General features: G+C 73.7%; 15 protein-coding genes and 1 pseudogene. 4 read left to right on the forward strand and 12 right to left on the reverse strand.

What is annotated here, in order from left to right:
- From ACLIYP_RS16985 to ACLIYP_RS16995, 3 genes and pseudogenes are all read right to left on the reverse strand, one after another.
- Positions 1 to 330, reverse strand: a pseudogene (locus ACLIYP_RS16985) (hypothetical protein); the annotation flags it as partial.
- Between the two features lie 116 nt (positions 331 to 446).
- A complete protein-coding gene (locus ACLIYP_RS16990) occupies positions 447 to 653 on the reverse strand; it encodes a YbdD/YjiX family protein (RefSeq protein ID WP_093658121.1) in 207 nt (68 codons plus the stop codon).
- A complete protein-coding gene (locus tag ACLIYP_RS16995) occupies positions 650 to 2821 on the reverse strand; it encodes a carbon starvation CstA family protein (protein ID WP_412713980.1) in 2172 nt (723 codons plus the stop codon). The genes ACLIYP_RS16990 and ACLIYP_RS16995 overlap by 4 nt, the downstream gene beginning before the upstream one ends.
- A 224-nt stretch (positions 2822 to 3045) precedes the next feature.
- On the opposite strand from ACLIYP_RS16995, the gene ACLIYP_RS17000 reads away from it, so the two are divergent.
- From ACLIYP_RS17000 to ACLIYP_RS17010, 3 genes are read left to right on the forward strand one after another with little or no spacing between them, the layout of a single operon-like run.
- Positions 3046 to 4602: a sodium:solute symporter family protein gene (locus ACLIYP_RS17000; protein WP_412713981.1), complete on the forward strand. Its 1557-nt coding sequence runs from the start codon at positions 3046 to 3048 to the stop codon at positions 4600 to 4602.
- Positions 4599 to 5189: a sigma-70 family RNA polymerase sigma factor gene (locus tag ACLIYP_RS17005; RefSeq protein ID WP_412713982.1), complete on the forward strand. Its 591-nt coding sequence runs from the start codon at positions 4599 to 4601 to the stop codon at positions 5187 to 5189. The genes ACLIYP_RS17000 and ACLIYP_RS17005 overlap by 4 nt, the downstream gene beginning before the upstream one ends.
- Positions 5186 to 5503 carry a hypothetical protein gene (locus ACLIYP_RS17010; protein WP_412713983.1) on the forward strand — a complete coding sequence of 106 codons (318 nt, stop codon included), beginning with the start codon at positions 5186 to 5188 and terminating at the stop codon, positions 5501 to 5503. The genes ACLIYP_RS17005 and ACLIYP_RS17010 overlap by 4 nt, the downstream gene beginning before the upstream one ends.
- Positions 5504 to 5555: 52 nt before the next feature.
- Here ACLIYP_RS17010 and ACLIYP_RS17015 read toward each other — a convergent pair whose 3' ends face one another.
- Positions 5556 to 6059: a hemerythrin domain-containing protein gene (locus ACLIYP_RS17015; RefSeq protein ID WP_412713984.1), complete on the reverse strand. Its 504-nt coding sequence runs from the start codon at positions 6057 to 6059 to the stop codon at positions 5556 to 5558.
- Positions 6060 to 6294: 235 nt separating this feature from the next.
- Here ACLIYP_RS17015 and ACLIYP_RS17020 point away from each other — a divergent pair, with 235 nt between their 5' ends.
- The gene (locus ACLIYP_RS17020) at positions 6295 to 7176 is read left to right on the forward strand and encodes an MEDS domain-containing protein (protein WP_412713985.1); all 882 of its coding nucleotides are present in this window, start codon (positions 6295 to 6297) and stop codon (positions 7174 to 7176) included.
- 192 nt (positions 7177 to 7368) lie between these two features.
- Here the strand turns inward: ACLIYP_RS17020 and ACLIYP_RS17025 are convergent, their stop codons facing one another.
- From ACLIYP_RS17025 to ACLIYP_RS17060, 8 genes are all read right to left on the reverse strand, one after another.
- Positions 7369 to 8424, reverse strand: a complete 1056-nt coding sequence (locus tag ACLIYP_RS17025; protein ID WP_412714009.1) for a methyltransferase — start codon at positions 8422 to 8424, stop codon at positions 7369 to 7371.
- A 43-nt stretch (positions 8425 to 8467) separates the two neighbouring features.
- On the reverse strand, positions 8468 to 8812 hold the full coding sequence (locus ACLIYP_RS17030) for a TcmI family type II polyketide cyclase (RefSeq protein ID WP_412713986.1): 345 nt from the start codon (positions 8810 to 8812) through the stop codon (positions 8468 to 8470).
- 14 nt (positions 8813 to 8826) lie between these two features.
- Entirely contained in the window at positions 8827 to 9306 is a 480-nt protein-coding gene (locus tag ACLIYP_RS17035; protein ID WP_412713987.1) for an SRPBCC family protein, read from the reverse strand.
- Between the two features lies 1 nt (position 9307).
- Positions 9308 to 9577: an acyl carrier protein gene (locus tag ACLIYP_RS17040; RefSeq protein ID WP_410534852.1), complete on the reverse strand. Its 270-nt coding sequence runs from the start codon at positions 9575 to 9577 to the stop codon at positions 9308 to 9310.
- Positions 9574 to 10842 (reverse strand): beta-ketoacyl synthase N-terminal-like domain-containing protein, encoded by a 1269-nt coding sequence (locus ACLIYP_RS17045; protein WP_412713988.1) that lies wholly within the window; start codon positions 10840 to 10842, stop codon positions 9574 to 9576. Before ACLIYP_RS17045 ends, ACLIYP_RS17040 begins: the two co-directional genes overlap by 4 nt.
- Positions 10839 to 12107, reverse strand: coding sequence for a beta-ketoacyl-[acyl-carrier-protein] synthase family protein (locus ACLIYP_RS17050; RefSeq protein WP_412713989.1), 1269 nt, complete (start codon positions 12105 to 12107; stop codon positions 10839 to 10841). The genes ACLIYP_RS17045 and ACLIYP_RS17050 overlap by 4 nt, the downstream gene beginning before the upstream one ends.
- Positions 12104 to 12544 carry a cupin domain-containing protein gene (locus ACLIYP_RS17055; protein WP_412713990.1) on the reverse strand — a complete coding sequence of 147 codons (441 nt, stop codon included), beginning with the start codon at positions 12542 to 12544 and terminating at the stop codon, positions 12104 to 12106. The genes ACLIYP_RS17050 and ACLIYP_RS17055 overlap by 4 nt, the downstream gene beginning before the upstream one ends.
- Positions 12545 to 12610: 66 nt before the next feature.
- Positions 12611 to 13756 (reverse strand): SchA/CurD-like domain-containing protein, encoded by a 1146-nt coding sequence (locus tag ACLIYP_RS17060; RefSeq protein ID WP_412713991.1) that lies wholly within the window; start codon positions 13754 to 13756, stop codon positions 12611 to 12613.
- Positions 13757 to 13812 lie beyond the last annotated feature (56 nt).

Genomic DNA, 13812 nt, shown 5'->3' on the forward strand with positions numbered 1-13812 from the left:
GACGGCACCCTGGGGGGGAACCTCCGGCCCGGCCGGCCCGGCCGGAGCGGGCTCCGGAGGCGCAGCCGCCGCCCCGGCCCGGCCGGGGGCCGGCTCCGGAACACCCGGCTCCGGCCCACGGGACTCCTCGCGCAACTCCTCGCGCACCGCCCGCCCCGCCTCGGTCAGGTAGTACCTGCCCGCCCGGCCGTACGCCACGGCCAGGCCCCTGTCCCGCAGGGCGGCACCCGTCGCCGCACTCCCCGCCAGCTCCCCCGTCGCGGGATCGGACGCCATGACCGCCCGCCGCTGCGCGGGGGTGAGCGACTTCGCCGCCGTACGCCACGACACCGCACCACCTCCTGGCCGTACGGCCCCTCCCGCCCGGTGCGGGAGGGGCCGTACGGACCAGTATCCGGGCGGGCGCCGCGCCGCCCCCTGCCGCGCGGCCGGGGGCGGCGCGGAGGTCAGCAGCAGCGGCTCTGCGGGTGCTCCTCCCGGTGCCGGGCGCGCTGCCGTTCGTAGTCGCGCCAGGAGGGGACCGGCTCGCCCGGGTGCTCGCGCAGGTGCCGGAGGCGGAAGCGCTCGTAGTCCGCCTCGCCGGAGAACTCGCGCAGGTACCAGCGGACTCCCCGCAGCAGCCGGGCCGCCCTGTCGAGCAGTGCGCCCGTCATCGCTCGCCCGCTCCCACCGGCTCCTTCTCCCCCTCCTTCGCCCTGTCCGACGACCACGACGCCGGGACCTCGATCCGGGACTCGACGTAGGGCGCCTCGGTGGTCGGCAGCGGTTCCGCGGACCGCACGGCGCGTACGCACACCACGGCCGCGTTGACGATCACCGTGGCGACCAGCACCAGGAACAGGGCCATGATCACGCCGTCGACGGTCTGGTTGAGCACCACCGTGTGCATCTCGTCCATGTTCTTGGCCGGAGCCAGTACCTGGCCGGCGTCGATGGCCTCGGAGAAGCGCTCGCGGTTGGCGAAGAAGCCCACCTTCGGGTCGTCGGAGAAGATCTTCTGCCAGCCCGCGGTGAAGGTGACCGCCACGTCCCACGCCAGCGGCACGCCGGTCACCCAGGCCCAGCGCAGTTTCCCTGCCTTGATCAGCAGGGTGGTGGCGAGGGTGAGGGCGATCGCGGCGAGCAGCTGGTTGGCGATGCCGAACAGCGGGAAGAGCTGGTTGATCCCGCCGAGCGGGTCGGTGACACCGACGTAGAGGAAGTAGCCCCAGGCGCCGACGACGAGGGCGCTGGTGATCCAGATGCCCGGCTTCCAGGTGACCCGGCCGATGGGCTTCCAGACGTTGCCCAGCATGTCCTGGAGCATGAAGCGGCCGACCCGGGTGCCCGCGTCCACCGTGGTGAGGATGAACAGCGCCTCGAACATGATCGCGAAGTGGTACCAGAACGCCTTCATCCCGGCGCCGCCGAACACCTGGGAGAAGATCTCCGCCATACCGACGGCCAGGGTGGGCGCGCCGCCGGTGCGCGCGATCAGGGTCTCCTCCTCGACCGCCTTGGCCGCCGCGGCCAGCTGGTCGGGGGTGATGCTGAAGCCCAGGTTCGCCACCGCCTGGGAGGCGCTCTCCACGGTGGTGCCCAGCATGCCCGCCGGGGCGTTCATCGCGTAGTACAGGCCGGGGTCGATGACGCAGGCGGCGACCAGTGCCATGACGGCCACGAAGGACTCCATCAGCATGGAGCCGTAGCCGATCATCCGGACCTGCGACTCCTTCTGGATCAGCTTCGGCGTGGTGCCGGAGGCCACCAGGGCGTGGAAGCCGGAGAGGGCGCCGCAGGCGATGGTGATGAACAGGAAGGGGAACAGCGAACCGGCGAAGACCGGGCCTTCGCCCGAGGAGGCGAAGGGGGTCACCGCGTCGGTCTTCAGCGTCGGCGCGGCGACCAGCACGCCGACCGCCAGCAGCACGATGGTGCCCACCTTCATGAAGGTGGACAGGTAGTCACGGGGTGCCAGCAGCATCCACACCGGCAGCACCGAGGCGACGAAGCCGTAGGCGATCAGGCAGAACACCAGGGTCGTGGGGCTCCAGGTGAAGGTGTCGGCCAGCGACGAGTCCTGGATCCAGCCGCCGCCGAGGATCGCCAGCAGCAGCAGGGCCACTCCGATGGCGCTGGTCTCCACGACCCGGCCCGGCCGCAGGTAGCGCAGGTAGAAACCCATGAACAGGGCGATGGGGATGGTCATGGCGACCGAGAAGGTGCCCCACGGGGAGTGGGCCAGGGCGTTGACCACGACCAGCGCGAGCACGCTCAGCAGGATGATCATGATGGCGAAGACGCCTATGAGCGCCGCGGCGCCGCCCACCTTGCCGATCTCGTCGCGCGCCATCTGGCCCAGGCTCTTGCCGTCCCGGCGCATGGAGAGGAACAGCACCACCATGTCCTGGACCGCCCCGGCGAAGATCACGCCGACGACGATCCAGATGGTGCTCGGCAGATAACCCATCTGGGCCGCCAGCACCGGGCCGACCAGCGGCCCGGCTCCCGCGATGGCGGCGAAGTGGTGGCCGAACAGCACACGGCGGTCGGTGGGGTGGTAGTCGACGCCGTCCTCCAGCCGCTCGGCCGGGGTGGCACGGCTGTCGTCGGGCTGGAGGACGCGCCGGGCGATGAAGCGGGAGTAGAAGCGGTAGGCGATGGCGTACGAGCCCAGAGCGGCGACCACCAGCCAGATCGCGGAGATCTCCTCGCCCCGGGCCAGGGCCATCATGCCCCAGCCGACCGCGCCGAGAAGGGCGACGGCGGTCCACAGCAGGATCGATCTTGGTCCGATCCCCGACCCGGTCTTCGGTTCGGTCGGCACGGCGGGTGATGGCATGGCGGCTCCTTGCCTGACTGGTCGCCCCGGTGGACAGCGGTACGAGGCCACGGGCCGCGGGGTCGGCCGGCTCCTGTGGTCTGTGCAAGAGTTGCCGGTCACCGCGATCGGGTTGACAACGGGTTTACGGCGGATTTCCCTTTTCCCTGGTCTCCCTGTCGATGGAAGAAACAGGCCGGGCAACCGGCGAGCGAGGGACCCGCGCACCCCAAGGACGGTGATCGATGGCCGACGGCGCCATGGCCACGGCGTTCCTCGCCGTCATCGGCGGAGCGTCGCTCCTGGCAGCCACCGCCCGCCGCCTCCACGCCGGCGACCGCCTGCCGTCGCTGGAGGGCTGGGCACTGGCGGACCGGAGCCTGGGCACCGTGTGGACCTGGCTGCTGCTGGGCGGCACGGTCTTCACCGCCTACACCTTCACCGCCGTGCCCGGACTGGCCTACGGCAACGGGGCCACCGCCTTCTTCGCGCTCCCCTACACCGTGATCGTCTGCCCGCTGGCGTTCGTCCTGCTGCCCCGGCTGTGGTCCGTGGCCCGCCGCCACGGTTACGTCACCGTCGCCGACTTCGTCCGCGGGCGCTACGGTTCGCCGCCGCTGGCCCTGGCGGTCGCCCTCACCGGCATCCTCGCGACCATGCCCTACCTGGCCCTCCAACTGCTGGGGATCCGCGCGGTGCTCACCGCGGGCGGCCTGTACCCGGACGCGGTCACCGGGGACCTGGCGATGGCCGCACTGTTCGCGGGGCTGGCGGTGGCCACCTACCGGCACGGCCTGAGAGCGCCCACCGTGATCTCCGCCCTCAAGGGCGTGGCCGTCTTCGGCTCGGTCCTGGCCACCTTCTGGCTCGTCCTGGACCACCTGGGCGGTCCCGGCGCCATGTTCGACGCGGCCGGACGCACCCTCACCGAGCGGGGTGCGGAGGGCGCCCCGCTCGTCCTCGCCCCGGGGCAGCAGTCGGCCTTCGCCACCCTCGCGCTCGGCTCGGCACTGGCCCTGCTGATGTACCCGCACGTGCTCACCGCGGGTTTCGCGGCCTCCGGCACCGGTGTGCTGCGCCGGGTCTCCTCCGCCCTGCCGCTGTGGACGGCGGTGCTCGGCCTGTTCGGGCTGCTGGGCATCGCCGCCCTGGCCTACGGGGTGCGCACCCCGCGCGGCGGTGCGGAGGCCGCGGTCCCCATGCTGGTCGACCGGCTGATGCCGGGACCGCTTGCCGGACTGGTCTTCGGGGCGCTGGCGGTGGGGGCGATGGTGCCCGCCGCCGTTATGTCGATCGCGGCCGCGACCTCCTTCGTGCGCAACGTGTACGTCGAGTACTTCCACCCCACGGCCACCCCCAAGCACCAGGTCAGAGTCGCCAGGGTGGTCTCGCTCACTGCCAAGGCCGGGGCGGTCGCCTTCGTGCTCGGCCTGCGCGACCAGGACGCGGTGAACCTGCAACTGCTCGGCGGCGTGTGGATCCTGCAGATCTTCCCCGCGGTGGTGGCCGGGCTCTTCACCCGCCGCCTGCACCACCGTGCGCTGCTCGCGGGCTGGGCCACCGGGATGGCTGTCGGCACCTTCATGGTCGTACGGGAGGGCTTCTCCCCGGTGGTGCCCTTCGGTCCGGCCGGCCTGGAGGTCTACGCCGGACTCGCCGCCCTGCTGCCGAACCTGGCCGTCGCGGTGGCCGCGACCCTCGTCCTGGAGCGTGCCGGGGTCCCACGCGGCCCGGACACCACCACACTCCCGCCCCGCATGGCACTCAGACACCGTCCCGAGACGGGAGCGAGCACCTCATGAGACCCATCCGCGACCGGCTCGGCCGGGACGCCCGCGCCGCCGTTCTGCCGCCCGCCCCGGTGGTCCCCCCGCAGCGAGCTGCCGCCGAGGGGCTGGAGCCGGAGCGCGAGGCGGAGGTGGCCCGCCTCTTCAGCCTGCACTACACGCCGATGCTGCGGCTGGCCACGCTGCTGGGCGCCGACGATCCCGAGAACATCGTGGCCGAGGCCTACTACCAGATCTACCGGAAGTGGAGGAAACTCCGCGAACCCGGTTCCGCGGAGGCCTACCTGCGGTCGGTGGTCTGCAATCTGACCCGGATGCGCATACGCCACCTCCAGGTGGTCCGCAGGCACATGGAGCCGCCGCCGTCCGAGCCGGTCGCCTCCGCCGAGAACTCGGCGCTCCTCCGCGACGACCAGCGGGTGCTGATCGACGCGCTCCAGCGGCTTCCCACCCGGCAGCGCGAGGCCCTCGTCCTGCGCCACTGGCTGGGACTGAAGGAGAGCGAGATCGCCGCGGCCATGGGGATCTCGGCCGGTTCGGTCAAGACCCACACCTCGCGCGGCATCGCGGCCCTGACCCAGGCGATGGAGGCCCGCAGATGAACGCCCCCCGCACCCCCGGCACCCCGGGCGCCCCCGGCACCGAGGAAAGGCTCCGGGAGGCGCTGGAGACCCTGGCGGGCGGCGTCCACGCGGCGCCCGACGCCTACCGCGCCGCCCGCGGCGGCTGGCTCCGCAGGGAGCGCAGACGCCGGCTGGTCCTGGCGGTCCTGGTGACCGTCGTCTTCGTGCTGGCCGTCCTGGCCGGCCTGTGGGTCCTCAACCAGGCCCCCACCGAACGCAGGGCGGTCTTCGACGACGTCCACGGCGGGGGACGGCCGGCTGCGGCCGCCGGGCCCGTGGCCTCCGGCCCGTGACCGCCCGCCCCGTGCCGGGCGGTCACGGGACGGGCGGTCACGGGCCGGGTGGTCAGCCGCCGCTGGAGGCCACGATCTCGCGGACGTGCCCGACGCTTCCGCAGCCGGCTTCCAGGTGCTCGGCACGCGCCTTCGCGAAGGCCTCCCCGAGCTGGGCGCGCCGGCTGTCGGCGACGTTCTCGCGGGCGTCGTTGAGCAGGGTGCGCTCCTCCTCGTCCGCGTGGTGGTTGACGGCGGTGACGAGCGCCTCCAGCTTCTCGTCCCACTCCTCCGAGGAGGTGTCCTCCACCTCCAGCAGGGCGAGCAGCGCCTCGTTGGCCTCGCGGTGCTCGTGCACGCTGTGCTCGACGTCGTCGTCGTCGACGTCCTTGTAGCGACGCAGGGCCGGGTAGACCTTCTCCTCCTCGGCCAGGGAGTGGGCGACCAGCAGGGCGGCGAACTCGCCCAGCGCACCGGCCCGGTCGGCCTCGGCGTTGCGCATCGTGCGGAAGAGGTCCTCCATCCTGCGGTGGTCGCGCAGGATCAGTTCGACGACGTCGGAGGTGGCGGACGGCATGCGGACTCCTCGAAGGAAACGGGACGGACAGGACGCGAAAAGTGGTCGACCGGTCCGCCGGATACCCCGTCGCCCGCGGCGGACACCCCGGCGGGCGTCCCTGTGATCTCCCCCGTCCCTCCGGCCGCGGCCGGAGGGACGGGCGTGGTACTGCCGCCCGGCCGGGGGAGATACGGTGGTGGCCTCGAACAGGCTTGTGCGGATGCGGCGATCAGACGGCCCTGGAGCGGAGCGGATGTCCTTGACGGGTGTCGGTCCGAAGCCGTCCCCCGAGTGGGAGCGGCACATGTGCTGCGCCTACGCGGGGGAGAGGCAGTGGGCGCGCAGCGCGGCGGAGTTCGTCCGCGAGGGCCTGGCCGCCGGGCGGCGGGTGGTGTACTTCGCCGACACCGCGGCACCGGCGGCCGTGGTGGAACGGCTCGGCCGCAACGGCGTCGACGCGTCCGCGGCGGCCGAACGCGGCGGGCTCGTCGTCCGCCGGGCCGAGGACTCCTACCTGCGGCGGCCGCCGTTCGACCCGGACCGGATGGCGCGGGCCTGGGAGCAGGAGTGCGCCACCGCGATCCGGAAGGGGTACGCGGGCGTGTACGCGGTCGGCGAGATGGCCTGGTGCGCGCGGGGCGTACCGGGGGCGGACCGTCTGCTGGAGTACGAACTGCGGCTGAACCACGAGGTGTTCGCGCGGCTGCCGCTGACCGCGCTGTGCCTGTACGACCGTAGGGCGGTGCCCGAGGACACCGCGGCCCTGCTGACCGCCGCCCACATCCGGCGGCTCTTCCCCGGCGGCCGCCCCGGGGCCCGCGCCGAGCCGCCGCTGGGCGTCACGCCCCTGGCCGGCCGGACGGGTTTCGGGCTGCGCGGCGGAGCCGACGCCGACACCAGGGCCGTCCTGGAGACGGCCCTGGCCGCCCTGGCGCGGCTGCCCGGGCCGGCGGTGCACCTGGACCTGTCCGGCGCCGACTTCCTGGACACCGCGGCCGTCGCGGCGCTGGCCGCGGCCGCCGGCGCCGAGCGCGGGCGGGGCCGGAGGCTGGTCCTGCACCGCCCGCCGCACTCCCTGCGGCGCGTGGCCGCGATGTTCCCCGAGGAGTGCGGCGGGCTGGAGATCGCCCCCTGACACCCGCCGGGCCCGGCCCGCCCTCGCCCTCCCGGTCCTCCCCGCCCTCCCGTACCGGACCGTTCGCCCGCCCACCCGGCCCCGTCACGGCGGGGACGGACCGGTACGCGGCGCGGGCCGGCTCGCCCGCCGGCCCGCGCCGCGTACCTCACCGCCCCCGGTCGGCCCGCAACGGGCGGCGGCACCGGGCCGTCACGCCCCGGCGGCGCGGGCCGGCCCGTCTCCGGGGACGGTGCATTCGAAGGCGTGCAGATACGGGTTGACCGGGCGGACGGAACCGATGGCCAGACCGGCCCCGGTCAGCCGCTCGGTCATGCTGCGCCCGGTGTGCTTGGCGCCTCCGACGTTGAGGAGTAGCAGCAGGTCCATCGCGGTGGTGAACCGCATCGAGGGCGTGTCGTCGACGAGGTTCTCGATGACCACGACCCGGGCTCCGGGCCGCGCCGCGGCGATGATGTTCTGCAGTGTCCTGCGGGTGCTGTCGTCGTCCCACTCCAGGATGTTCTTGACGATGTACACATCCGCGCCGGCCGGGACGGCGGTGCGGCAGTCGCCGGGCACGATGCGCGCCCGGTCCGCGAGCGCCCCGCCCTCCCGCAGCCGCGGGTCGGCGTTGGCCACCACCGGCGGCAGGTCGAGCAGGGTGCCCCGCATCCCGGGGTAGCGCTCCAGCAGGCTCGCCAGCACATGCCCCTGGCCGCCCCCGACGTCGACGACGGACTCCGCCTCCGACAGGTCGAGGAAGGCCGCGACGTCCCGGGCGGACTGCTCGCTGGAACGCGTCATCGCCCGGTTGAAGACATGGGCGGACTCGGGCGCGTCCTGGTGCAGGTAGGCGAAGAAGTCCTTGCCGTACAGATCCGGGACGACGCTGCGGCCGGAGCGCACCGCCTCGTCCAGCAGCGGCCACGCGTCCCAGGTCCAGGGCTCGGTGCACCACAGCACCACGTCCCGCATGCTGTTCGGGTCGTCCTCGCGCAGCAGCCGCGACACGCCGGTGTGCGCGAACCTCCCGTGCTCGTCCTCGGCGAACACGCCGTGGCAGGACAGGGCGCGCAGCAGCCGCCGCAGGGGGCGCGGCTCCGTCTTCACCTCCGCCGCCAGCTCCTCGGCGCTCATCGGGCGATCCCCCAGGGCGTCGGCCACGCCCAGCCGGGCGGCCGCGCGCACGGCGGCTGCGCACGCCGCCCCGAACGCCAGCTCCCGCAGCCGCATGGGCGGCGGGGGAGCGGTTCCAACGGTTGTCACGGTTGTCATGCACCGCCTCGATTCTTGTGGTGGGAAGGGCCCGTCAGCGCGGCGGCAGGGGCGCGCCCTCGCGCTCCCAGCGGTAGAAGCACCGCGCCATGGCGTCCTTCGGACCGCGCCAGGTCTGGGGGTCGTACGGCCGGACGTACGCCGTCAGCCGCTCGCTGACGGCACGGAACTCCGGGTGGTCCACGGCCCGGGCGATGGCCGGTCCGGGATCCCGCTCGCTCTCGATGAGGTGCATGTACACGTCGCCGAACTGGAAGAGGCTGCGCCGGGCGACGCCGACCAGGTGCGGCAGCTCGCCGCGGTCGGATTCGGCGAACACCTTCGCGATGTCCGGCGCCGCCCCCGGTTCCATCCGGGCGACGATCAGGGTGTGGTGCACGGAGGGGTCCCTTCTCAGTCGGCCATCGCCGCGGGCTCGCCGGCCTGCCGGGCGCGCTGCTCGATCCGGTCCCGGATGAGCGCCATCTGGACGCGGGAGTTGCGGTTGATGTTCCGCGTCATCCAGGTGTCGTCGACCGGGGCGTCGGGCTTCATCGCGAAGTCCTGCGTCCAGCGCATCCGCACGCCCTCGGGGAGCTGCGCGTACTCCCAGCGGATGTCCATGTACTGGAAGGGGCCGGTCTCCACGCGGCGGGCCCGCACGGTGAGGGCGTCGCGGTCGGCGGTCCGCTCCGACACCCAGCTCCACACCGTGCCGTTCTCGTCCGGGTGCATGGTCAGGCGGAAGGTGGTGGTGTCGCCGTCGCGCGAGAGGATCTCGACGGAGGCGTACTCGCTGAACAGCCGCGGCCAGTTCTCGATGTCGTTGGTCATGTCCCAGACCAGGTCCAGGGGCGCGGCGATGACGATCTCGTTCTCGGTGTGCCCGGCCATCTCACGCCTCCGCCGTCAGGACGCCGTTGACGAAGCCGAGGAACTCGCGGGGGGTCCTGCACTGCTCGGCCCGCTCCGGCATGTCCCTGCCGTAGCGCTTCTCCAGCTCGCCCACGACGCCCAGCAGCCCGAGCGAGTCGAGGCCGAAGGCGTCGAAACCGGAACCGGCCCGCTGCCGCAGGTCATCGGGGTCCACGGCGACGCCCGCCGTCTGCTTCATCAGCGCGGCCAGTTCCTCGACGGTCACCTGGCCCGTCATCTGGTCGGTCATGCGGATGCACTCCTTCGGTCGGTGGGGGGTTCGGCGCCGCGCCGCAGCACGAGCGCCGCGTTCGAGCCCATCAGGCCCCGGCTGAGGACCAGGGCGGTGCGCAGCTCCGCGGAGCGCGCCCGCCCGGTCACCAGGTCCAGGTCGTGGCAGACGTCGAAGACGTTGGGGGTGGGGGGCACCAGGCCGTGCTCCATGGCGAGCACGGCCGCCGCGGCATCCAGCACGGGAGCCCCGCAGTAGGCGCGGCCGGTGCCCGCCTTCGGCGCGGTGACGGGTACGCGCCGGCCGTGCGGGCCCAGGGCATCGGTGATCGCCAGGGCCTCGGCCCGGTCCGCCTCGGGCGTACCGAGGGCGTCGGCGAACACGACGTCCACCTCCCCGGGCGCGCAGCCGGCCTCCGCCAGCGCGGCGCCGATCGCCCGGGCCAGCCCCTCACGGGACTCCTCCCGGCGGGACGTCCCGGTGAAGGTGGCCGCGTGGCCGGCCACCGTCGCCCGGGGCTCGGCCCCCCGGTCGAGGGCCGCGCCCTCCTCCTCCAGCACGAGCATCGCCCCGCCCTCGGCGGGCACGAAGCCGCGGGCACCGGCGGTGAAGGGGAGGTAGGCGCGCCCGGGGTCGCCCTCGGTGCTGAGCTCGGGGTAGCCCAGCTGGCAGACCATCGAGTACGGGGCCAGCGGCGCCTCGGCCGCACCGGCGACGACGGTGCCGGCGCCGCGCGCCACGGCGCGGGCGGCGTGCGCCAGGGCGTCCAGACCGCCCGGCTCGTCGGCGGCCACCACACCGCAGGGCCCCTTGAAACCGCCGCGAATGGAGATCTGGCCGGTGCTGGCCGCGTAGAACCAGGCGATGGACTGGTACGGGCCGACGTGGCGGGATCCCCGCCCCCACAGCTTCTGCAGCTCACGCTGACCGAACTCGCCGCCGCCGGAGCCGGCGGCGGTGACCACGCCGACCGAGTACGGCGAGCCGACGTCGGCACGGCCGAACCGGGCGTCCTCCAGGGCGAGCGATGCGGCCGCCATCGCGAAGTGCGTGAACCGGTCGGTCTGGACGAGGTGGCTGCCCTCGATCAAGGCGGCCGGGTCGAAGCCGCGGACCTCCCCCGCGACCTTCAGCGGCAGATGACCGCAGCCCTCCCGGGTGACGCGGTCCAGGAGGGTGTGGCCCTCGGCGGCCGACTTCCAGAAGGCCTCCGCGCCGATCCCGCCCGGCGCCACGACTCCGATGCCGGTGACGACCGCGCGCCGGGCGCCTACCGGGTTCATGGTGTCCTCCCGCCCGGCCCGCTGAGCACCACCGCGGACTGGAAGCCGCCGAAGCCGCTGCCCACCGACAGCACGTTCCGCAGCCTGCGCTCACGTGCCGCGCGCGGCACGTAGTCCAGGTCGCACTCGGGATCCGGGGTCTCGTAGTTCGCGGTGGGCGGCACCACCTGGCGTTCCAGGGCCAGGACGCAGGCGGCGACCTCGATGGAGCCGATGGCGCCGAGCGAGTGGCCCACCATGGACTTGATCGAACTCATGGGCGTGCCGTAGGCGTGGGCGCCCAGGGACCGTTTGACCGCGGCGGTCTCGTGGCGGTCGTTCTGCCGGGTGCCCGAGCCGTGCGCGTTGACGTAGTCGACGTCCGTGCCGTCCAGGCGGGCGTGGTCCAGCGCGGTGTCGATGGCCCGCGCCATCTCCAGGCCCTCACCGGTCAGCCCGGTCATGTGGTAGGCGTTGCCGTAGGTGGCGTAGCCGGCGATCTCGCAGTACACGCGCGCGCCGCGGGCCCGGGCGTGCTCCAGTTCCTCCAGCACCAGCACCGCGCCGCCCTCTCCCATGACGAAGCCGTCGCGGTCGGCGTCGAACGGCCGGGACGCGTGGGCGGGGTCGTCGTTGTTCGGGGAGGTGGCCTTGATGGCGTCGAAGCAGGCCATGCTGATCGGCGAGATCGGGGAGTCCGCCGCACCGGCGAGGCAGACGTCCATGCGGCCCTCCCCGACGGCGTGGAAGGCGTACCCGACGGCGTCCAGCCCGGAGGTGCAGCCGGTGGAGACGGTCTGCACCGGGCCGCGGGCGCCGAACTCCTCGGCGACCGCCGAGGCGAGCGTGCTGGGCGAGAACGCGCGGTGCAGATGCGGGCCGGCCCGCCGGTGGTCGACGTCCCAGCGCGAACCGCGCTCGCTGACCAAGACGTAGTCGTGCTCCAGGCGGGTGGTGCCGCCGACCGCGGTGCCCAGGCTCACGCCCAGGCGCCAGGGGTCCTCCCGATCCGTCTCCAGACCGGCGTCGCGGACCGCCTCCGCCGCGGCGACCAGCGCGAACTGCACGTAGCGGTCGCAGCGTTCGGTCTGCTCCACCGTCAGACCGTGTGCGAGGGGGTCGAAGTCGCACTCCGCGGCGATCCGCGAGCGCAGGCCCGCGGGATCGAAGAGGGTGATGCCCCGGGTCGCGGTGCGGCCGTTCGCCAGGAGGTCCCAGAAGGCCTCCGCGCCGATCCCGCCCGGCGCCACCACGCCCAGGCCGGTGACGGCCACGCGTCGCGTCACGAGGACGCTCCGGTGGGCTGCGCCGCCCGGTCGCCGGCCGCCCTGGCGGGGGAGGTCTCCTCGGTGTCGACGTGGCCGAGTTCGGGCCGGGGGGCCAGCGGCCCGAGGTGGAAGACGAGGCGGGCCTCGGTGTCCCCGACGTTGCGGAACCGGTGGCGCATGTACGCGGGGATCATCAGCCCCTGGTCGGGGGAGAGCGGGTGGGGCTCCCCGTCCAGGTCCACTTCGAGGGAGCCGCTGACGACGTACACGAACTCCTCGGAGTACGGGTGGTAGTGCTCGCCGATGCGGTCGCCGGGCCGCACGATGGCCAGCCCCATGAAACCGCTGGTGGAGCCCACGGTCGTGGGCGTGAGCATGGCGCGCAGATCGCCTCCGCGCCTGCGGTTGGGCTCGATCTCGCCGAGGTCGACGATGCGTGGGAACTGCTTGGTCATGGTCGGTCACTCCGTGGAGGGGGCGGTGTTGCGCGGGTGTACCGGCCGGCGGAGCGGCCGACGGGGTCAGGAGCCGGGTGCGGTGCGGTCGGTGACCAGCCGCATCCCGGCGTGCGACAGCAGGCGCAGGAGGTCGCGCTCGCCGGCCGGGGGGCCGTCGAGTCCGAGTGCCTCGGTGTCCAGCAGACGGGCCGCCTCGGCGGCGCTCCCGGGTTCCTCCAGGCCGAGGACCCGGGCGGGGGCGGCGTCCGGCTCGCCCTCCACCTCGACCAGCCGGACGACGACGTCGTCGCGCTGGAAGACGGTGGCGGCGCGGACCGGGCCGTGCGGGTCGTCCGCGGCGATCTCGTCCTGCCGGGACAGCAGCCGTGCCAGGTCCATGCCGCGGCCCGGCCTGGCCGGGTAGTACAGCGCGTGCCGCCGCACCCGCGGCGACCGCGGCCCGCAGGACGCCACGTGGTGTACGGCGGGCAGCGCGGCCCGGGTGAAGAACGCCCGCGCGGACTGCGGGTCGTCGAGGTCGCGGTCCTGCTCAAGATGGGGGTTGAGGGCCTCCTCCACCGCGCGCACCTCGGGCTGGCGGGCGACGTGGCGCAGCGCGGCGAGCAGGTCGCCGCGCACCTCGATGGCGCGTACGACCCGGTTGCCGTGCATGAACAGGGAGGTGCGGCACAGCCGGGTGGTGTCGTCCACCCGTGCCTCGGGGGATTCGTAGCCGGCGAGGATCTCGGCGACCTTGGACTCGCTGCCGGGCCTGACGGTGAAGGTCAGGGCGTGGCGCACCACGCCGTCGCCCAGCCGGGGCGCGCTCTGCAGGCCGTTCCCGGCCGGGGCGACCGCTCCGGCGCCGCCGCCGAAGGTCTCCCGCAGGACGCTGAAGCGCAGCGACCGGGTGTCCCGGACGCAGCTGTGCAGCGGTCTGACCGTCTCCAGGTGCTCCTCGCTGTTGACCCAGGCGAGGAAGGGCGGTGCGCTCTCCCACTCGCTGGTGATGAGCCACTGGGACGGGTTCTCGATGGACTGGCAGAGCTGGTCGCTCAGGTGGCCGGGTACGGACGCCACCTGGTTGCGCATGTGCTCGTAGGCGTCGAGGAACTCCTGCTGGGCTCCGTCGTGGATGTCGAGCAGCAGGATGACCCGGAGTCTGGAGCCGTCGAAGGCCGACTGGGAGACACGGCCGGAGGCCTGGGGTGTGGGGGCCGGGGCCGTCATCCGACATACCTCTTCTTCGGCATACCTCTCCCTGGGGAGTTCTCGTGCGGGGGGAA

The organism is Streptomyces nanhaiensis (genome assembly GCF_046614825.1).
GTDB classification, from domain to species: domain Bacteria; phylum Actinomycetota; class Actinomycetes; order Streptomycetales; family Streptomycetaceae; genus Streptomyces; species Streptomyces radiopugnans.